The sequence below is a fragment of the Stenotrophobium rhamnosiphilum genome, assembly GCF_003052265.1.
GTDB lineage: Bacteria > Pseudomonadota > Gammaproteobacteria > Nevskiales > Nevskiaceae > Stenotrophobium > Stenotrophobium rhamnosiphilum.
The window spans coordinates 835,367-850,261 of the sequence record NZ_QANS01000001.1; the positions used below are offsets into that span (position 1 = coordinate 835,367).

Sequence of the window (14,895 nt, forward strand, 5' to 3'; positions counted from 1 at the left end):
ATGCCGTTTATTCCTCACACGGAAACCGATGTCCGCGACATGCTCGCGGCAATTGGTGCCAAGAAAATTGATGATCTGTTCGACGAGATTCCTCTCGAACTGCGCAGTGGCAAGTTGGATAAAATTCCAGAAGGCCTGCCAGAAATGGAAGTCGCCGCGATCCTGTCCGAGCGCGCTCATCTGGACGCTGTTGGCCTGAACTTCATCGGTGCTGGTGCTTACGAGCATCACATTCCAGCAGCGGTGTGGCAGATCACTACGCGCGGTGAGTTCTATTCGGCATACACGCCGTATCAGGCAGAAGCGAGCCAAGGCACGCTGCAAGTTCTGTATGAATTCCAGAGCATGATGACGGCGCTGACGGGCATGGATGTTTCCAATGCCTCGATGTACGACGGCGCCTCTGCACTGGGCGAAGCACTGCTGATGGCCGTGCGCTCGAACAAGCAGAACGACTCCGGCCGCATCTTGATGCCGAAGACCGTGCATCCGTTTTACAAGGAAGTCGTCACGTCGACGACGCATGCACAAGGTCTGCGTCAGATTGAACTCGCTTACTGCCCTAAAGAAGGCAAGACGCTGCTTGAATCGCTGAAAGAACACGAAGGACAGGGCATCACCGCCGTCGTCATTCAGCAGCCGAACTTCTTCGGCACGCTGGAAGACGTCGATGCGATCACCGATTGGGCGCACGCACAGGGCGCACTTGTGGTTGCTGTCGTCAACCCAACTTCACTCGCGCTGCTCAAGCCGCCGAGCCAGTGGGGCGCGAAGGGTGCAGACATCGTTTGCGGTGAAGGCCAGCCTCTCGGCGCGCCACTCGCATCCGGTGGTCCTTACTTCGGCTTCCTCACCACGAAGATGGAATTCGTGCGTCAGATGCCGGGCCGTATTGTCGGTCGTACGCTGGATCTCGACGGCAAGCCAGGCTTCTCACTGACGCTGCAGGCGCGTGAGCAGCACATCCGTCGTTCGAAGGCGACTTCGAACATCTGCACCAACCAAGGTTTGTTGGTGACTGCGGCGACGATCTACATGTCGCTCGTCGGTCCAGAAGGTTTGGCACGTGTGGCTTCGGCCAGCATCGCCAACACCGGCAAGTTGGTTGCTGCGTTGGCGGCGGTTCCTGGCGTGAGCGTTGCGTTTAGCGGCGCACGTTTCCATGAAGCAGTCATCAAGTTGCCAGAGTCTGCTGCTGAAGTACTGCCGAAGTTGGCAGCACTCGGAATCCTCGGTGGTTTCGATCTTTCACGTCACTACCCAGAGTTGGGCAATGCTGTGTTGGTGTGTGCGACAGAAACGAAGACAGATACTCAAATCAAGCGCTACGCCGAAGCACTGAAACAAGTGCTGGCATAAATCGGAGAAGACCATGGCTACGATTACGTTGAAAGGCAATCCAATTCAAACCAGTGGCGACCTGCCAGCAAAAGGCGCGGCTGCACCTGGTTTCCGTTTGGTTGGCGCTGACCTGAAAGATGTCTCGCTACACGATTACGTCGGCAAGAAAAAAATCCTCAACATTTTTCCTTCCGTTGATACGCCGACCTGCGCGACCTCGGTTCGCAAGTTCAATCAGAGCGCATCACAGCTTAAAGATGCAGTTGTTCTGTGCATCTCTGCTGACCTGCCGTTTGCGCAGAAGCGTTTCTGCGGCGCAGAAGGTTTGGACAATGTGGTGACGCTGTCGACGATGCGCGGTCATTCCTTCTCGAAGGACTACGGCGTGCTGATCGAAACCGGCCCGCTCGCAGGTTTGGCTGCACGTTCGGTTGTTGTTCTGAATGAGGACAACGAAGTGCTGTATTCCGAACTGGTTAAAGAAATCGCTGAAGAACCCAATTACGAAGCTGCTCTGAAGGCAGCTGCGTAAGCAATTTGTGTAGGAGCGCCTCTTAGGCGCGATGGCGCTAATCGCGCCTAAGAGGCGCTCCTACAAGACGAATAAATTAGTGAATAAACCATGACTGAAAAACTGATTTTTGAACACTCACGTGCGACTCGCACGGCAACGGCGCAGATGCCTTCTGCTGCAGTAGATGTTTCGGCGATCCCGGAACATCTGCGTCGCAAAGACAAGCCGATGTTGCCGGAAGTCTCCGAAATGCAGGCCGTGCGTCACTACACGCGTCTGTCGCAGAAGAACTTCTCGATCGACACGCACTTCTATCCGCTGGGTTCGTGCACGATGAAGTACAACCCGCGCGCTTGTAACTCGCTGGCGATGTTGCCGGAGTTCCTCGCACGTCATCCTTTTGCGCCGGCATCGCATAGCCAGGGTTTCCTGTCTTGCATGTACGACCTGCAAGAGATCCTGAAAGAAGTTACCGGCATGGCTGGTGTCTCGCTCACGCCAATGGCGGGTGCACAGGGTGAATTTGCTGGCGTCGCCATGATCAACGCCTATCACAAGGCACGTGGTGATTCGGCACGTACGGAAATTCTTGTTCCTGACGCAGCACACGGCACCAACCCTGCAACGGCAGTCATGCTCGGTTGCAGCGTGCGCGAGATTCCAACGAATGCCGATGGCGACGTTGATATCGAAGCGCTGAAGGCTGCTGTCGGTCCGCAGACCGCAGGCATCATGCTGACCAACCCGTCGACGCTCGGCGTGTTTGAACGCAACATCAAGAAAATCGCTGAGATCGTGCATCAGGCCGGTGGCCTTTTGTATTACGACGGAGCCAACCTCAACGCCATTCTCGGCAAGGTTCGCCCGGGCGATATGGGCTTCGACGTGATTCACATGAACTTGCACAAGACTTTCTCGACGCCACACGGCGGCGGTGGTCCGGGTGCGGGTGCGGTGGGCGTGTCCAAGCGCTTGCTGCCATTCATGCCAATTCCTGTAGTTGGCAAGGAAGGCGACAGCTATCGCTGGCTCGATGAAAACGATTTGCCACAAAGCATTGGTCGTCTGTCTGCATTCATGGGTAACGCTGGCGTGTTGCTTCGTGCATACATCTACGCTCGCTTGCTGGGTCGCGAAGGCATGCATCGCGTTGCTGAGTTCGCAACGCTCAACGCCAACTATCTGCAGGCTCGTCTGAGCGAGAAGGGCTTTGATCTGGCGTTCCCGAAACGCCGCGCAAGCCACGAGTTCATCATTACGCTGAAGCGTCAGAAGAAAGAAATTGAACTGACGGCGACCGACGTTGCCAAACGCTTGCTCGATTACGGCTTCCACGCACCGACGATTTACTTCCCGCTGCTGGTGCCGGAATGCTTGTTGATTGAGCCGACCGAAACCGAAGACAAGGAAACGCTGGATAGCTTCATTGAAGCGCTGTGCGCGATTTATGAAGAAGCCAAGAAAGACGTTGCCTATGTAAAGGGCGCGCCTTATACGATGCCAGTGCGCCGCTTGGATGACGTGCGTGCTGTGCGTCAGCTTGATGTTCGTTGGAATCAACCGGCGCAGACCCATGGCTGATGGAATGAAAGGTCTGCCGAGACTGTTCCGTGCGACGAAGGTGTCGTACATCGGTCTCGGTTGGGCGCTGCGTGAAGAAGAAGCTTTCCGTATCGAAGCGATATTGTGTCTGCTTATGGTGCCGCTGGCTGTGTGGCTTGGCGACAGCGGCATTGAACGCGCGATCATGATCATGAGTCTGTTCTGTGTAGTGATCACCGAACTGCTCAACACCGCTGTAGAAGTCGTGGTCGATCGCATTGGTCTTGAGCGTCACGAGTTGTCTGGACGTGCGAAGGATCTTGGTTCTGCCGCCGTACATCTTTCGCTGGTACAGGTTCCCGTGGTTTGGGGCTTGGTGCTGTTTAGCTAAAAAGCAAAACGTCGCTGCAACGAAATGCAGCGGCACAAAAATATGGAGTGAGTGATGTCTGCATTGATTAGCGGTTCTTTCGCGTTCGACACCATCATGGTGTTTCCGGGCCAGTTCAAGAACGAGATTCTTCCGGACAAGGTGCACATTCTGAATGTCGCCTTCCTTGTGCCGCAGCTGCGTCGTGAGTTCGGCGGCACCGCCGGCAACATCGCGTATGCATTGCATCTGCTCGGTGGTGACGCACTGCCAATGGGCACGGTCGGCAATGATTTCGATCGTTACACCGCTTGGCTCGATAAGAACGGCATCAATCGCAAGTACATCAAAACGATTGCAGACGCTTACACCGCGCAGGCTTACATCACGACGGATCTGGACGACAACCAGATCACCGCTTTCCATCCGGGCGCGATGAATTTTGCGCACACGCAGGATGTTGTGACCAAGGGCATCAAGGTTGGCACGGTTTCTCCAGATGGTCGTGACGGCATGTTGCTGCACGCGAAGCAATTCGCAGAAGCCAATATTCCTTTCCTGTTTGATCCGGGTCAGGGCTTGCCGATGTTCAGCGGCGATGAGCTGAAAGCGTTCATCGAACAGGCCAGCTACTTGGCTGTGAACGATTACGAATCCGAAATCGTGATGGAACGCACCGGCTGGTCGCTGAAGCAGATTGCAGATCGTCTCGATGCATTGATCGTGACGCGCGGTGGCAAGGGCTCGCAGATTTACAGCAAGGGCAAGATGCAGGAAGTCGCTTGCGCTAAAGCAGATTCACTCGCTGATCCTACGGGCTGCGGCGACGCATATCGTGGCGGTCTGCTGTACGGTTTGGACAAGGGCATGGATTGGGAAACCACCGGCCGTATCGCTGCTCTGATGGGCGCGTACAACATTGAACGTCCGGGCACGCAGAACTACAGCTTTACGCAGGCCTCGTTCCGCGAACGCTTCAAGAAAGAATTCCGCTACGACCTCGCTTAAGTAAGCGCAATGCAGTTTAAAAATGCTCTGTCATTCCCGCGCAGGCGGGAATCCAGTTTTTGCACTCTCAGCAAGTTTTAGAACAACTGGATTCCCGCCTACGCGGGAATGACGATTTAGCAGATTTGCTTTAAAACCTGCACCAAATTTATTCGGGAGCCGACGTGCTATCCATCAAGCTGAAGGCTCACGAAGAACGTCGTTTGCGTGCAGGTCATCTTTGGGTTTTTTCCAACGAGATTGATACGGGCGAAGGCTTCCGCAATATCGCTGCGGGCAGCCTTTGCAAAGTATTCGACTCGCGTAACAAAGCGCTGGGCGTTGGTTACATCAATCCGAAAACATTGATGGCGGTGCGCATGCTCTCAAGCAATGCCAACGCCGATATCAATGTTGAGTGGTTTGTCGGCCGCATCAAGTCCGCACTGGCTTTGCGTGAGCGTTTGTATCCGACGCCGCACTATCGGTTGATCTACGGCGAGTCCGATGGCTTGCCGGGCTTGATCGTTGATCGCTACGGTGATGTGCTCGTGGTGCAGATGAGCACAGCGGGCATGGATGCGCTGAAGCCTGTGGTGATTGAAGCACTGCAATCTGCACTCAAGCCACGTGGCATCTTGCTGCGCAACGACGTGGCGATGCGTGAGACTGAAGGCCTGCCGCTCGTTGTCGAAGAAATTGGCGATGTGCCGGATACGGTTGAGATCGACGAATCTGGTGTGCGCTTCGAGATTCCGCTGAAGACTGGTCAGAAGACTGGCTGGTTCTACGATCAACGCGACAACCGTGATCGTCTCTCTCGTTACGTGCGTGATGCACGTGTGCTTGATGTGTTCAGCTACATCGGCGGCTGGGCGATGCGTGCGCATGGCTTCGGCGCCAAGACCGTGAGCTGCATTGATAGCTCTGCGCCAGCTCTCGACGCAGCGCAGCGCAATGCACAACTCAATGGCGCGACGCTGGAGACGATTAAAGGCTCAGCACTGGATATGCTCAAGCAGCTGCGTGATCAGACGCGTCAGTTCGATGTGATCATTGTCGATCCGCCTGCGCTGATTAAGCGCAAGAAGGATGCGGAAGCAGGCTTGGAGCATTACGCCAGCCTTAATCGCGTGGCGATGCAGTTGTTGGTGCCAGGCGGAATTTTGATTTCCTGCTCTTGCTCGCACCACTTGGAGCTGGAGCAGTTGCAGCGCGTGTTGCTGCGCGAGGCACGCACGGCTAATCGCCGTTTACAGATTCTCGAGCAGGGCGGGCAGGGGCCGGATCATCCGGTGCATCCTGCAATTCCTGAGACGCGTTATCTCAAGGGATATATTTGCCGCGTTGTTTGAACAGACGGCGCTGCTCTTTCGAACAGCGCCGCAACACCGCAAGTCGTGTAAAACTTAGTTGGCTGGCGCGGCTTCGGTAGCAGGTGCAGCAGCTTTTTTGTGTGCACGATGGTGCTTGGCTTTGTGTGCAGATTTGGCTGGAGCGGCGGTAGCGGCGGCAGGTGCATCAGCAGGTGCAGCGTCAGCGGCCATCGCAGGTGCGCCAATCAGGGCTGCAACGAGTACGCTCAGGGTGGCAACGGTGTGCTTCATTTTCTACTCCATGTAGGGTGATTTAATATGCCCGCGATGTGCGGGTGATTGATTATGAATCTGTCGAGAATCCGTTCCTAGGCATTTGAATTTTATAAAGAATTAATAAAATATTTATGTTGATACATCCAGATATTGATCCCGTTGCCATCCATTTGGGTCCGCTGGCCGTGCGCTGGTACGGACTGATGTATCTGCTGGGATTTTGGGGTGCCTGGTGGCTGGCGCTGCGCCGTGCGCGGATGCCGCATAACAACTGGCCTGCGGAGCGCGTTGGCGATCTGCTGTTTTACGTCGTCATGGGCGTCATTCTCGGCGGCCGGATCGGTTACACCCTGTTCTACAACTTTGACGATCAAGGGCAGCTGATTTTTCTGCATGACCCAATGGTCATCTTCCGCATCTGGGAAGGCGGCATGTCTTTCCACGGCGGCTTGATTGGCGTCATCGTCGCGTACTTCATTTTTGCCTGGCAGCGCAAAATCAATGTTTTCGAGATTGCCGATTTTGCTGCGCCGGTTATTCCTATCGGTCTGTTCACGGGCCGCATTGGCAACTTCATCAACGGTGAGTTGTGGGGCGCGCCAACAACGCTGCCTTGGGGCATGGTGTTCAAGCATGGCGGCCCTTTGCCACGTCATCCCAGCATGCTTTATGAGGCCGCTTTAGAAGGTCTGCTGATGTTTGCCGTGCTGTACTGGTTCGCCAGCAAGCCACGCCCGCGCATGGCGGTGTCTGGCCTGTTCCTCGTGCTGTATTCCTGCTCACGCGTGTTGGTCGAGACGGTGCGCACGCCAGACGTGCAACTGGGATATCTGTTCGGTACGAACTGGATCACCATGGGCATGACGCTGTCGGCACCAATGTTTGTCGCGGGCACCTGTTTCTTGGTGCTGGCATACACGCGTCGCAGGTAAGATAGACCCCAAGCGGGTTAACCCTACAAACAAGTTTCGGATTCCATGCGCCAATATCTAGACCTGATGGATCACGTGCTGAAAAACGGCACGACAAAATCTGACCGCACCGGCACCGGCACCATCTCGGTGTTTGGTCATCAGATGCGCTTTGATCTTGAGCAGGGATTCCCTGCGCTGACCACCAAGAAAGTGCATTTGCGTTCGATCATTCATGAACTCCTGTGGTTCCTGAAAGGCGAAACCAACACGCGTTATCTGAAAGAAAACGGCGTCACCATCTGGGACGAATGGGCTGATGAGAACGGCGAACTGGGTCCGGTGTATGGCTCGCAGTGGCGCTCGTGGCCGGCAGCGGATGGTCGTCATATCGACCAGATCCAGCAATTGCTCGATCAGATCAAAAAGAATCCTGATTCACGTCGCCTGATTGTGTCGGCATGGAACGTCGGTGAAATCGACAAGATGGCGCTGCCGCCTTGCCATGCGTTCTTCCAGTTCTATGTTGCCGATGGGCGTTTGTCTTGCCAGCTTTATCAGCGCAGCTGCGATATTTTTCTCGGTGTGCCTTTCAACATTGCGAGCTACGCATTGCTGACGATGATGGTCGCGCAAGTGTGTGGTCTGCGCCCCGGTGACTTTGTGTGGACAGGGGGTGATTGTCACCTATATACGAACCACCTCGAACAAACCAAACTGCAGTTGTCGCGTGAAACACGCGCTTTGCCTAAGATGAAAATGAATCCGAATGTGACTGATCTGTTCGCGTTCAAGTTCGAAGATTTTGAACTGACCGATTACGATCCGCATCCGCACATTAAAGCCCCCGTGGCTGTTTGATTCAGGCCATCCATGGCGTTACTTCAGGCATTCGCACTACCCCCGGCCCGCGCATCCATGCGCGTGCGCTCGACGGGCAGAACGTCCACTGGACGTTCTGCTATTCCGTCTCGCCCCGTTGCAGTTTGAGGTGTCTCGCGTAGTGACTGATAAAAGCATCAGCCTGATCGTTGCCTGTGACGATAATCGCCTGATTGGCCGCGATGGCGATTTGCCTTGGCGTTTGCCGAATGACCTCAAGCATTTCAAATCGCTGACGCTGAACAAAACCATTTTGATGGGGCGCAAGACTTGGGACTCACTCGGTCGCCCTTTGCCGCAACGTGAGAACTGGGTGTTGAGTCGCGATCCTGCTTTTGCAGCAGAAGGCTGCCGCGCATTTATCAAACTTGAAGATGCCTTGGCTGCACATAGCCAAGGCGAATTGATGGTGATTGGTGGCGCAGATTTATATCGCCAAGCTTTGCCACACGCGCAACGTCTCTATCTCACGCAGGTGCACGCACGTGAGCAGGGCGATACCTGGTTCCCCGATTTCTCCAGCATTAATCTCACTGAAACTTCGCGTGAAGATCATCCTGCGGATGAACGTCACGCTTACGCCTACAGCTTTCTGACGCTGGAGCGCGGATGAGGTTCTGGCTATGCCTACTGCTTTTGCAGACAGGCATCGCCTTTGCGCAAGTAACTGAGCCTCCGGCAACGCCAACGTCACTTGCGACGATTCCCGTATCTGCGCGGATTCGCGAAATCACTTTTGCCGGCAATAAGACAACACAGCCCAAGACCATGCTGCGTGAAATATCGCTGAAGGTTGGCGATGTTGCAGATCCGGACCAGCTTGAGCGCAGTCGTCAGGCGATACAGGATTTGGATTTATTCAAATCAGTCACTGTGCGCGAAGAACCCATGCCTGATGGTGTGCGTGTGGTTTTTGTCGTCAAAGAAAAATTCTTTCTGCTGCCTTATCCACGCCTGAGTGCCAATGTTGATGGCCAGTACAGCTATGGCGCACAGCTGGAGTGGAACAACTTGCGCGGGCTTAACCATAGTCTTGAGATCACTGCGTCGCAGAGCGATGCCAATCGAGATGGTTACGGTAAGCAAACCAATTACGAGGCGAGCTACTACGCTCCATTTATTGCCGACTCCAATCAAAACTTATCGTTGTCTTTGAGTCGTAGTGCAACACCGCGCAACAATACATTGACGGGCGATCCGTATAAGGAAAACCAAGTCGCGGCACAAGCGCTATTGACGCGAACTTTCTCGACGACTGCGGCCAGCCAAGGGTGGACGGTTGGCGGCGGTGTTTATTATCAGCACGAAGATCGGAACGGGCTTGGTGCGGCACCGCCATATGGCGAGGCCACGGCATTGGTGGGAACTGCCGAATATCGCGATCTACACCTGAAGATCTACAGCGAAGAAGGCACCTTGTTCACTTTGCGCACTGAGCATGCGATCAATGGCCTGGTCTCCGATTACGGCTATACCAAAATTCGTGCGGGATACGATCGCTATATTCCTGTTGGTGAAGTGCCACATCAGACGATTCAACTTTCTTCGTCTTTCGGAGCCGGATTTAATGGCCCCCAACAAGTCGAGCCTTTTTCCTTGGGCGGTGGCGCGGGTTTGCGTGGATATCGTCGCTATACGTTTGAGGGCAATTCTTTCTACTTTGCTTCAGCGACCTATCAGCGGCCTGTTGGCTGGGACTGGTTAAGGGTGGTGGCGGGCATTGAAGCTGGCAACGTAGCGCAGAGCGCAAATTCTGTGCTGTTTCAGGATATTTCTGCAGACGTGTTGCTGGGCCTGCGACTGCGTATCTCGTGGTTCATCAACTTGGAATTTGAAGCCGGGTGGGCGATACCGCTGGACGGCAGCAGCAAGGGCCGATTCTTTGGCGGACGCCACTAGGCCTGTGCTATAAAACGTCGGGATTTTTATTAATACGGAGAGATGGCAATGGCCGATATCAAGGCAGCATTCGAACAGGCGTTAAAAGACGTCAAAACACTGACCAAGCGCCCCAGCAATGATGATTTGCTGTCGCTTTATTCGTTGTTTAAGCAGGGCAGCGACGGCGATGTATCGGGCGCCCGCCCAGGCATGTTGGATATGGTCGGTCGTGCAAAGTACGACGCTTGGGCCAAGCTCAAGGGCACCGGCAAAGATGCAGCCATGCAGAAGTACATCGACAAGGTTAAGTCGCTGTTGGGCTAAAGCTCAGTTTTAATCTGCAATGAGATGTGCAAAAAAGCGGCCTAGGCCGCTTTTTTTGTGCATGAAAAACGTCGCCGTAATGTTGTAGTCTCTAAGTTCAATCAGTGAGGACTTTGGCCATGCTCGTACTCGGCATCCTGCTTTGGGCTGTTACCCATCTCTTCGTTGCGCTTGCTGTGGATACTCGCAAGCAAGTAATCGCCACGATCGGTCTTAATCCTTACAAAGGATTGTTCTCACTGACGCTGGTTCTTTCGCTGGTGCTGATCGTCATCGGTTGGAAGGCGATGCCAGAAGGCGTGTTGTATTCGCCGCCTGCAGGTCTGCGCCATCTGACGACGTTGCTGATGCCGATTGCCGTTATTTTATTTTTGAGCGCGAGAGCGCCGACGGATATCAAGCAAATCATCCGTCATCCGCAATTGACGAGTGTGAAGCTCTGGGCTGTCGCGCACTTACTGGCGAATGGTGAGACGCGCTCGGTGATTCTGTTCACTGGCATGCTCGCGTGGGCTGTACTGGAAGTGATTTTTATCAATCGGCGTGATGGTGTATGGCAGAAGCCTGCGCCGGTTGGGGCGACGAAGACCATCATCTCTGCAGTGATCGGATTAGTGGTGACTGCGGTGCTGATATTCACGCACCGTTATTTCACTGGTATGCCAATCATTAGCGGTGGGTTCTAACTGTAGGGCGGGAGAATCCCGCCTTCCGCGCATCTGAACTGCCAAAGTCGGGATGCTCCCGGCCTACGATTAAGCGGCTTCTGTAATTCCACTCCAACTGCCGGTATCAATCGGCCCCGCAGCTTTTTCTACGCGCACCGGAATGCCGGTGAGATGCGCCATGCCAGACACCGACTCAATCGCATCCGCGCCATCTGCTGCCAGAATGTTGACGTTGGCACCACCAAGTTTGCTGGCAATGCCAAGGCCGCGCGCGTTTTGATGTCCCCAGCCATGTGGGATCGCCACAGTGCCCGGCAACAAAGTGCTGAGCAGTTTTACTGGTAGGCGAATGGTGTTGGTGCTTGAGTGAATATCGGCAGCAGATTTTTCCGATAGACCTTTAGCCAGCGCATCATCCGGATGCATGTACACGTAGTTGGTCTGGCCCATTTCGCCGTTAGTGAGTTCGGCGATGTTCTGCGTCCATGAGTTGTGCGTGCTATGCATGCGTTTGCTGATCAGGCGCATCTCGCCACGTGCGTAACTTGCACTTTCATCTGCAAATATTTTTTCCAATCGCGCGGTTTGTTCCATCAGCATCGCAGGTGCGAGCTGTACTTTTTTATCATCCGTGACCACACGTTTACTCAAGTAACTTTCAGGCGTCGTGCCGCCGCGCCATTGCATGCCTTGCGGCTGATCGACCAGATCGCGGAAACGACCGACTTTGCTTAGGCGCAAGATCAGATCAAGGATGAACACGATCGGCAGTGAAGGCTGCTTGCCAATGCGGAACGGTGCGTTGGCAAGTTTCATCAGCTGCATGATCCACTGCAGTGGTTTGGTTGCAAACAGACTTACACCGCTGGCGCTTGCGAGATCGGTGTAGATGGTTGCTTCATCGCGTTGCTCGCCAGTTGTTTTGACGATGGCGTCGGTCGCGGCGATATAAGGCTTGGACTGCATGCCAAGAAATAGCGGAAACACGAACGGCAGATCCGCGCGTTCTAGCGGCGAGGTCGCGGGCAACACGTAATGTGCAAGGCTCGCTGTTTCGTTGAGATAGATATCCGTCACCACCAGCAGCTCGAGCTCATTGAAGGCTTTGCGCAGGCGATTGGCGTTGGGCATCGTCATCAGCGGATTGCCGCCGGTGACAAACAGCGCTTTGATCTGCTCTGGTCCTGGCTTGAGAATTTCGTCGGCGAGAATGCCGCCCGGGAAACCACCATTGAGTTCGCGGAAATTGCCGACGCGTGAACGTTGGATACGATTAAATAATTTGTTCTTTTTGGCGTAAGCCGCGAAATCAAACATGCCTTCGCCGATGAGCGTGCCACCTTTGCGATCAAGATTGCCGCTGAGTGCGTTGATGCACTCCGACAGCCAATGCGCCAGCGTGCCGTGACGACCCATGCCTAGGCCTGTGCCAGTGACGATGGCCGATGCACCGGCGCTGATGTAATCACGCACGATGCCCTGCAAGCGTTCAGCAGGGATGCCCGTCAGCGTTGCAGTCTTGTCGGCTGGCCATTGCTTGGCCAACTGTTCGATATCAGCCAGACCTGTCATGTGTTGTGTCGCGCGCACGCGATCTACGCCGTTCTGTGCAAACAACTCGTGCAAGAACGACAGGAAGAAAAACACATCGGTGTTCGGACGGATGAATTGATGTTCATCGGCAACCTTCGCCGTTTCGGTTTCACGCGGATCAACCACAACAATTTTGCCACCGCGTTTGCGCACTTCCTTCAAGCGTTTCACCGGGTGCGCAACCTGCATGAACGTCCACTTGGAGACCACCGGATTGGTGCCGATGATCAGCATGTACTTCACATGGTCGAGATCAACAATCGGTTGATGAAAAGGAAAGCCGTACATCTCTGTCGCTGAAGCGAATCGGTTTGCGCAGTCTTGTGTTGAAGAGGAGTAGACGTTGTGCGAGCCGATGCCTTTCATGAAGCCTTCGGCAAAGATCGGATGTAGCAAGCTGAAGCCTGCAGCGGTACCGACGTACATCGAGATCGCATTGGCGCTGACTTTACGCAGTGCTTTGGTTTTTGCGCCGATCTCGGAGATGGCTTGTGCCCAACTGATGCGTTCGAACTTGTCGCCGACGCGTTTCAACGGATATTGCAGACGATCTGGTGAGTCATACATCTTGTGTTGGTTTAGCCCTTTCATACAAGCAAAACCATCGGTGCCGATGTGATCCTTATTGGGACGCAGCTCAATAATCTTGCCGCCTTCCATCTCAGCGACGAGCCCACAAGAGGCTTCGCAGATTCTGCAGAAGGTGTGCTTGGTTTCTTGCATGGCGGCCCTGCCTTTAATCCCTGATGACTAGATACTAGGGACAAGGCTGGGGAGGGGACTCATCCTGATGGACGACTCGATGGCCTTAAACCACTTATCGCAGTAGTAAATTCGTGGAGATAGGGCCAAGTGAGTGGCATTGGCCGTGGGCTCAAATTATTGTGCTGTTTGAATGCTCTGATTTTAAAAAGGAATAACCATGGGCGAGCGTACTTGTAGCGATCAATTCCGAGGCCGAGCCAGGCGCACGATTGCTGCTGTCTTAATCTTGGCGATTGCGGCTTGTGGCCGTTCAAGTGCCCCTACGGATGGCGCTTCAAATCCTCCTACAGCCAAGTGCGCGGTTAAGCGCGTTGCGTCGTACTCGACGGATTGGAAGCCGCTACCTGCTGCGCCAATCGCAGTGAGCGCAGAAGTGCAGGCCGCTCGTGATCGCTTGCTCGGCCCGGGCGCTACCGATCCGGCGCAGGTCAAGCTGTGGTGGGTGGGCGTTGCCAGCTTTATCGCCTCGATGGGCGGACATCTGTTCTTGCTCGATGCTTGGGAGATTGTTGGCCTGCATAAAGATTATTTGCCGCTTGGCCGCGAAGACTTGGTGGCGATTGCGCCTGAGATCATTTTTATTGGCCACGGACATTTCGATCATGCTGCAGACATGGGCTATGTCGCAGGTCGCACCGGTGCACCTATTGTTGGCGGCGTAACCACCTGCAACAACGCACGCGGACAGGCTGCGCGTGATGGCAATCAAGATGCGTTTTCTTGCCTGCTGCTGGGTGATGCCAATGTGCCTGCACCCGGCACGATTCAGAGCATCAAGATCTGGAAAGACATGGAAGAAGTCAGCGTGCTCCGCCATGTGCATTCGGCGGCTGATCCTGCCGACTTGGCTACCGGCAATCTGCCCTTGGTATTTGTGCCAGAGATTTTGGTCTTTCTACAGAATCTGAATACTGATCCGCAGGAGATTCAGTGGTTCTTCGAGTCTCTCGATGATGAGGCGGGCAACTCACCTCCCGGTGGTGCTTGGGCTTATCACTTCAAAGTGGGTGACTTCACTTTGCTCTGGCACGACTCGGCGGGGCCGATTGCCGATGGAAAAGATTTTGCTGAAGACATCCAATGCGCGCTAGATAGTTTCCCGGCTTGTGTTGATGTGCAGGTCGGCACGATCGTCGGCTTCGGCGCGATCACCAGTGGCTTGCGAGATGTGAGCCTCTATGTGCAACACGCGCATCCACGTCTTTCGCTGCCTAACCATCACGATGCTTGGCTGCCAGTGGTTGGGCCTGGCGATGAGTCTTATGAAGTGCAATGGCGTGCGGAGGTTGCGTCGTTGCCGAATGCGCCGGAGCTCGACTACCTCAAGGATCCAGAGGATTACTTGAAGGTTCGCAATTACTGGGTTAACGATCCCAAGTGGAAAGAACCGATGCCGGGCTCTTCTTGCGCGGCGCTTTAAATGTTCTGAATTGAGTCCCGTCGCTCCTGCGCATCCTGCGCCCGCGACGTACAGGCCATCCATGGCCATAAAAAAAGCCCCGGTTATGCCGGGGCTTTTTCGTGA

General features: G+C 54.6%; 15 protein-coding genes. 13 read left to right on the top strand and 2 right to left on the bottom strand.

Translation table 11 applies throughout. The features are described 5' to 3' along the window. The 6 genes from gcvPA (at nucleotide 1) to CJD38_RS03790 (ending at nucleotide 6,109) form a co-directional block, all read left to right on the top strand. The gene (gene gcvPA / locus CJD38_RS03765) at nucleotides 1-1,359 is read left to right on the top strand and encodes an aminomethyl-transferring glycine dehydrogenase subunit GcvPA (protein WP_107938936.1); all 1,359 of its coding nucleotides are present in this window, start codon (nucleotides 1-3) and stop codon (nucleotides 1,357-1,359) included. Nucleotides 1,360-1,372: 13 nt separating this feature from the next. After that, the gene (gene tpx, locus CJD38_RS03770) at nucleotides 1,373-1,873 is read left to right on the top strand and encodes a thiol peroxidase (protein ID WP_107938937.1); all 501 of its coding nucleotides are present in this window, start codon (nucleotides 1,373-1,375) and stop codon (nucleotides 1,871-1,873) included. Between the two features lie 90 nt (nucleotides 1,874-1,963). After that, nucleotides 1,964-3,436 carry an aminomethyl-transferring glycine dehydrogenase subunit GcvPB gene (gene gcvPB / locus CJD38_RS03775; RefSeq protein ID WP_107938938.1) on the top strand — a complete coding sequence of 491 codons (1,473 nt, stop codon included), beginning with the start codon at nucleotides 1,964-1,966 and terminating at the stop codon, nucleotides 3,434-3,436. After that, nucleotides 3,429-3,788, top strand: coding sequence for a diacylglycerol kinase (locus CJD38_RS03780; protein ID WP_107938939.1), 360 nt, complete (start codon nucleotides 3,429-3,431; stop codon nucleotides 3,786-3,788). The genes gcvPB and CJD38_RS03780 overlap by 8 nt, the downstream gene beginning before the upstream one ends. A 54-nt stretch (nucleotides 3,789-3,842) precedes the next feature. After that, entirely contained in the window at nucleotides 3,843-4,775 is a 933-nt protein-coding gene (locus tag CJD38_RS03785; protein ID WP_107938940.1) for a carbohydrate kinase family protein, read from the top strand. A 164-nt stretch (nucleotides 4,776-4,939) separates the two neighbouring features. Further along, nucleotides 4,940-6,109 (top strand): class I SAM-dependent rRNA methyltransferase, encoded by a 1,170-nt coding sequence (locus CJD38_RS03790; protein ID WP_107938941.1) that lies wholly within the window; start codon nucleotides 4,940-4,942, stop codon nucleotides 6,107-6,109. Between the two features lie 54 nt (nucleotides 6,110-6,163). Here the strand turns inward: CJD38_RS03790 and CJD38_RS03795 are convergent, their stop codons facing one another. Then, nucleotides 6,164-6,361 (bottom strand): hypothetical protein, encoded by a 198-nt coding sequence (locus tag CJD38_RS03795; protein ID WP_107938942.1) that lies wholly within the window; start codon nucleotides 6,359-6,361, stop codon nucleotides 6,164-6,166. A 116-nt stretch (nucleotides 6,362-6,477) separates the two neighbouring features. On the opposite strand from CJD38_RS03795, the gene lgt reads away from it, so the two are divergent. From lgt to CJD38_RS03825, 6 genes are all read left to right on the top strand, one after another. Then, entirely contained in the window at nucleotides 6,478-7,278 is an 801-nt protein-coding gene (gene lgt, locus CJD38_RS03800) for a prolipoprotein diacylglyceryl transferase (RefSeq protein ID WP_107938943.1), read from the top strand. Nucleotides 7,279-7,323: 45 nt separating this feature from the next. Beyond that, nucleotides 7,324-8,118 (top strand): thymidylate synthase, encoded by a 795-nt coding sequence (locus CJD38_RS03805; protein ID WP_107938944.1) that lies wholly within the window; start codon nucleotides 7,324-7,326, stop codon nucleotides 8,116-8,118. A 142-nt stretch (nucleotides 8,119-8,260) separates the two neighbouring features. Continuing rightward, nucleotides 8,261-8,752, top strand: a complete 492-nt coding sequence (locus tag CJD38_RS03810; protein ID WP_107938945.1) for a dihydrofolate reductase — start codon at nucleotides 8,261-8,263, stop codon at nucleotides 8,750-8,752. Next, on the top strand, nucleotides 8,749-10,038 hold the full coding sequence (locus tag CJD38_RS03815; protein WP_107938946.1) for a BamA/TamA family outer membrane protein: 1,290 nt from the start codon (nucleotides 8,749-8,751) through the stop codon (nucleotides 10,036-10,038). The genes CJD38_RS03810 and CJD38_RS03815 overlap by 4 nt, the downstream gene beginning before the upstream one ends. 48 nt (nucleotides 10,039-10,086) lie before the next feature. Beyond that, nucleotides 10,087-10,344: an acyl-CoA-binding protein gene (locus CJD38_RS03820; RefSeq protein WP_206362865.1), complete on the top strand. Its 258-nt coding sequence runs from the start codon at nucleotides 10,087-10,089 to the stop codon at nucleotides 10,342-10,344. 119 nt (nucleotides 10,345-10,463) lie between these two features. Continuing rightward, nucleotides 10,464-11,030 carry an NnrU family protein gene (locus CJD38_RS03825; protein WP_107938948.1) on the top strand — a complete coding sequence of 189 codons (567 nt, stop codon included), beginning with the start codon at nucleotides 10,464-10,466 and terminating at the stop codon, nucleotides 11,028-11,030. 69 nt (nucleotides 11,031-11,099) lie between these two features. On the opposite strand, the gene CJD38_RS03830 is transcribed toward CJD38_RS03825, so the two are convergent. After that, nucleotides 11,100-13,328 carry a molybdopterin-containing oxidoreductase family protein gene (locus tag CJD38_RS03830; RefSeq protein WP_107938949.1) on the bottom strand — a complete coding sequence of 743 codons (2,229 nt, stop codon included), beginning with the start codon at nucleotides 13,326-13,328 and terminating at the stop codon, nucleotides 11,100-11,102. Nucleotides 13,329-13,527: 199 nt separating this feature from the next. Between CJD38_RS03830 and CJD38_RS03835 the strand changes: the two genes are divergently transcribed. Next, complete coding sequence (locus CJD38_RS03835) at nucleotides 13,528-14,790, top strand: MBL fold metallo-hydrolase (protein ID WP_146165908.1); 1,263 nt, start codon at nucleotides 13,528-13,530, stop codon at nucleotides 14,788-14,790. Nucleotides 14,791-14,895: the final 105 nt, after the last annotated feature.

Coding starts and splice junctions, on each gene's coding strand:
- gcvPA (WP_107938936.1), top strand. CDS start 1: ATGCCGTTTATTCCTCACACGGAAACCGATGTCCGCGACATGCTCGCG.
- tpx (WP_107938937.1), top strand. CDS start 1,373: ATGGCTACGATTACGTTGAAAGGCAATCCAATTCAAACCAGTGGCGAC.
- gcvPB (WP_107938938.1), top strand. CDS start 1,964: ATGACTGAAAAACTGATTTTTGAACACTCACGTGCGACTCGCACGGCA.
- CJD38_RS03780 (WP_107938939.1), top strand. CDS start 3,429: ATGGCTGATGGAATGAAAGGTCTGCCGAGACTGTTCCGTGCGACGAAG.
- CJD38_RS03785 (WP_107938940.1), top strand. CDS start 3,843: ATGTCTGCATTGATTAGCGGTTCTTTCGCGTTCGACACCATCATGGTG.
- CJD38_RS03795 (WP_107938942.1), bottom strand. CDS start 6,361: ATGAAGCACACCGTTGCCACCCTGAGCGTACTCGTTGCAGCCCTGATT.
- lgt (WP_107938943.1), top strand. CDS start 6,478: ATGTTGATACATCCAGATATTGATCCCGTTGCCATCCATTTGGGTCCG.
- CJD38_RS03805 (WP_107938944.1), top strand. CDS start 7,324: ATGCGCCAATATCTAGACCTGATGGATCACGTGCTGAAAAACGGCACG.
- CJD38_RS03815 (WP_107938946.1), top strand. CDS start 8,749: ATGAGGTTCTGGCTATGCCTACTGCTTTTGCAGACAGGCATCGCCTTT.
- CJD38_RS03820 (WP_206362865.1), top strand. CDS start 10,087: ATGGCCGATATCAAGGCAGCATTCGAACAGGCGTTAAAAGACGTCAAA.
- CJD38_RS03825 (WP_107938948.1), top strand. CDS start 10,464: ATGCTCGTACTCGGCATCCTGCTTTGGGCTGTTACCCATCTCTTCGTT.
- CJD38_RS03830 (WP_107938949.1), bottom strand. CDS start 13,328: ATGCAAGAAACCAAGCACACCTTCTGCAGAATCTGCGAAGCCTCTTGT.
- CJD38_RS03835 (WP_146165908.1), top strand. CDS start 13,528: ATGGGCGAGCGTACTTGTAGCGATCAATTCCGAGGCCGAGCCAGGCGC.